Annotated in this window: 1 protein-coding gene; it reads right to left on the minus strand. The window is 61.4% G+C overall.

All coding sequences use genetic code 11. The annotated features are described in order from the left end of the window. Window positions 1-20: 20 nt before the first annotated feature. Window positions 21-3,932, minus strand: coding sequence for an ATP-dependent RNA helicase HrpA (hrpA, locus tag PMI23_RS25890; protein WP_007914420.1), 3,912 nt, complete (start codon window positions 3,930-3,932; stop codon window positions 21-23). Between the last annotated feature and the right edge of the window lie 175 nt (window positions 3,933-4,107).

Raw genomic sequence — 4,107 nt, forward strand, 5'->3', positions numbered from 1 at the left:
GAGCGTGGGAACGATCAGCGTTACGGTTCGACCTGGCTCCACTGTTTGTTCAGGCGTTTGTCGGAAATCGGCACTTTGGTGCCCAACTGTTGGGCAAACAGCGACACGCGGTATTCCTCCAGCCACCAGCGATACAGCTCAAGTTGCGGGTCGCGTTTGCCTTCCTGGGCATGTTTCGCCGCGCGGGTCTGGTATTGCGCCCAGAGGCCGGCGAGCTCACCGCTCCAGACGCGATCCTTCTGCACCTGCGCGCCGAGTTTTTCGAAGCGCTGTTCGACCGCTTTCAGGTAACGCGGCAACTCCTTGAGCCACTGCATCGGCGTTTCACGAACAAACCCCGGATACACCAGATTGTTGATTTGCTGCTTGATGTCATTCAGCGCCACGGCTTGCGCCAGATCGATCTTGCCCTTGAAGCGCTTTTGCAGGCCGTGCCAGAGCTTGAGAATCTCCAGCGTCAACCGGGCCACGCGCTCGGCGTGCTCGGTCCAGTTGCCGCGTTTGCGCTCGGCCAATGCCGCCAACCCGGCGCCATCACGGGGCAACGGGTCTTCACCCTCAAGAATGCAGCTGTCGAGGCTGGCCAGCAGAATGTCTTCGACCAGCGCATCGACCCGGCCCAGCTCGCGATAGAGCAAGCCCAATTCAGTCTGCCCCGGCAACTTGCCGCGCAGGAATTTGGCCGGCTCTGCCAGTTGTTGCATCAACAACCGCTGCAAGGCTCGACGATGCTGGAACTCGGCCTCGGCCGGGGTCGAGAAGCGCCCTTCCTTGACCGTACCGCCCTCTTCGACCAGTGCCGGATACACCGTCATCGACAGCCCGGCGATCTTCTGCTGGGTCTTTTCCGCCACCGGGGCGAAGACTTTCGCCTCCACCGGTTGCTGGCTTTTCGCGCTCTGCGGCACCGCCAACGCGGCCTGACTGGCTTCGGCAAACCGCGCGGTCAGTTCGGCCAGATCGCGGCCTTCGCCAAGGAATTTGCCTTGGCCGTCGACGATTTCCAGGTTCATCCGCAGATGCCCCTCGACGCCTTGCTCAGCTTCCGCCCACGCCTCATCGCTGACCCGCGCACCGGTCATGCGCAGCAATTCGCGGCCCAGCGCCTGCGGCAACGAACCGTCGGCAAAGGTCATGCGTTGCAAGGCAGCCTTGATGAAGTCCGGCACCGGCACAAAATTCTTGCGCAGCGCTTTCGGCAAGTTGCGCACGAGTGCAATGCACTTGGCCTCGATCAGCCCCGGCACCAGCCACTCCAGGCGTTCCGGCGGCAGCATCGGCAACAGCGGTGCCGGTACGCGCAGGGTCACACCGTCACGCGGGTGATTGGGTTCGAAGTGATAGGTCAGCGCCAGCTCCAGATCGCCGATGTGCAGAGTGTCCGGGTAATCGCGCGCGGTGACTTCACTGGCCTCGCGGGCCAGCACGTCTTCTTCGCGCATGATCAACAGCTGCGGATTCTTCTGGCTGTTGATCCGGTACCAACTGTCGAAGGTCGCGGTCTGGTGAATCTCCGCCGGCAGCCGCGCATCGTAAAACGCATACAAGGTTTCTTCGTCGGCGAGAATGTCGCGGCGACGAGCCTTGGCTTCCAGTTCGTCGAGCTGTTCCAGCAGTTGCTGGTTGGCGGTCAGGCACTTGGCTTTCGACTGAATCTCGCCACGCACCAGACCTTCGCGAATAAACAACTCACGGGAAACCACTGGATCGACCGGGCCGTAATGCACCGGACGGCGGCCGACCACGATCAGCCCGAACAGGGTGATCTGTTCAAACGCCACGACCTGACCGCGCTTCTTCTCCCAGTGCGGTTCGAAATGGTTTTTCTTGATCAAGTGCCCGGCCAGCGGCTCGATCCAGTCGGCGTCGATCTTGGCGACCATGCGCGCGTAGAGTTTGGTGGTTTCCACCAGTTCGGCGGTCATCAGCCATTGCGGACGCTTCTTGCCGATGCCCGACGACGGGTGAATCCAGAAGCGTCGCTGACGCGCACCGAGGTAGTCGCCGTCTTCGGTTTTCTGGCCGATCTGGCTGAGCAACCCGACCAGCACGGCTTTGTGCAGTTTCGGATAATCCGCCGGCTCTTTATTCAGGCTCAACTGCATGTCGCGGCAGATCAGGCTCAACTGGCGGTGAGAATCACGCCACTCGCGCAGACGCAGGTAGTTGAGGAAATTCTTGCGGCACCAATTGCGCAATGGGCTTGCGGTCAACGCCTGGCGCTGCTCTTCAAAACCGCGCCACAGATTCACCAGACCGGCGAAGTCCGAATCGACATCCTTCCACTGTGCGTGAGCCTGATCGGCCGCTTGCTGACGCTCCGGCGGACGCTCGCGCGGATCCTGAATCGACATGGCACTGGCGACAATAAGCACTTCCTGCAAACTACCGAGTTTCGCCGCTTCGAGCAACATGCGGCCCATCCGCGGGTCGACCGGCAAGCGTGCCAACTGGCGACCGAGCGGCGTCAGCTGGCTGTTGCGATCGACTGCCGAGAGTTCTTGCAGCAGGTTGAAACCGTCGCTGATCGCCTTGCCATCCGGCGGCTCGATGAACGGGAACGCGGTGATCTCGCCGAGGCGCAGATGCAGCATCTGCAAAATCACAGCGGCGAGGTTGGTGCGCAGAATCTCCGGGTCAGTGAACTCCGGGCGCCCATTAAAATCTTCTTCGCTGTACAACCGAATGCAGATGCCCGGCTCGACCCGGCCGCAGCGACCTTTACGCTGATTGGCGCTGGCCTGGGAAATCGCCTCGATCGGCAAGCGCTGGACTTTGGCGCGATAGCTGTAGCGGCTGATGCGCGCGGTGCCGCTGTCGATCACGTAGCGGATGCCCGGCACGGTCAGCGAAGTCTCGGCAACGTTGGTCGCCAGCACCACGCGACGGCCCGGGTGCGACTGGAAAATCCGCTGCTGTTCGGCCGGCGACAGGCGCGCGTACAACGGCAGAATTTCAGTGTGTTTGATTTGCGCTTTGCGCAGCATGTCGGCGGCGTCACGAATCTCGCGCTCGCCGGGCAAGAACACCAGCACATCACCGGGACTGCGACGCTCGCTGCGCTCGTAAGCGGCGATTTCGTCGAGGGTCGCGAGGATCGCCTGATCCACCGTCAGGTCATCCTCGACGCGGTTGCCCTCCTCGTCCTGCTCCAGCGTCAGCGGGCGATACCAAGTGTCTACCGGGAAGGTACGACCCGACACTTCAACAATCGGCGCATCATCGAAGTGCTTGGAGAAGCGCTCCAGATCGATGGTCGCCGAAGTGATGATGACTTTCAGATCCGGGCGACGCGGCAGCAGGGTTTTCAGATAACCGAGCAGGAAATCGATGTTGAGGCTGCGTTCGTGGGCTTCGTCGACGATGATCGTGTCGTAGCGTTCGAGGTAGCGGTCGTTCTGGGTTTCCGCGAGCAGGATGCCGTCGGTCATCAGCTTGATCAGGGTGTTGGAATCGCTTTGATCCTCGAACCGCACCTGATAGCCGACCAGCGCACCGAGCGGCGTGCCGAGTTCTTCGGCGACGCGGCTGGCGACGCTGCGAGCAGCGATTCGGCGCGGTTGGGTGTGGCCGATCAGACCGTGCTGACCGCGACCGATTTCCAGGCAGATTTTCGGCAACTGGGTGGTTTTGCCCGACCCGGTTTCGCCGGCGATGATCAACACCTGATGCTTTTCCAGCGCCTTCTTGATCTCGTCGCGCTTAGCCGCAATCGGCAGACTGTCGTCATAACGAATCACCGGCAGGCTGGCCTTGCGCGCCAGCACCTGATCACAGGACGCCTGCATGCGCGTCACCCACTGGGCCAGTTTGTCCTCGTCAGGCTTCTTGCGCAGCTCAAGCAACTGCCGCCGCAGCCGGTGACGGTCGGCAAGCATGGCGTGATCGAGGTTTTTCAGCAGTTTGTCGATGGAGGGCGATTCGTCGGTCATCGGGTAGGCAATTCGGTCGTCTATATGTGCAGGGGGCGGATTGTCGCAGATTTGGGGGATTTGTGGCGTGTCAGGGGGATTGCTGCCCTCACCCTAGCCCTCTCCCTGAGGGAGAGGGGACCAATTGGGGGATGCTTCAAAGGTACATCGACCTGAAAGAGCTTTACCGAATCCA

Origin of the sequence: Pseudomonas sp. GM24 (assembly GCF_000282235.1) — a bacterium.
In the GTDB taxonomy this organism is placed as follows: domain Bacteria; phylum Pseudomonadota; class Gammaproteobacteria; order Pseudomonadales; family Pseudomonadaceae; genus Aquipseudomonas.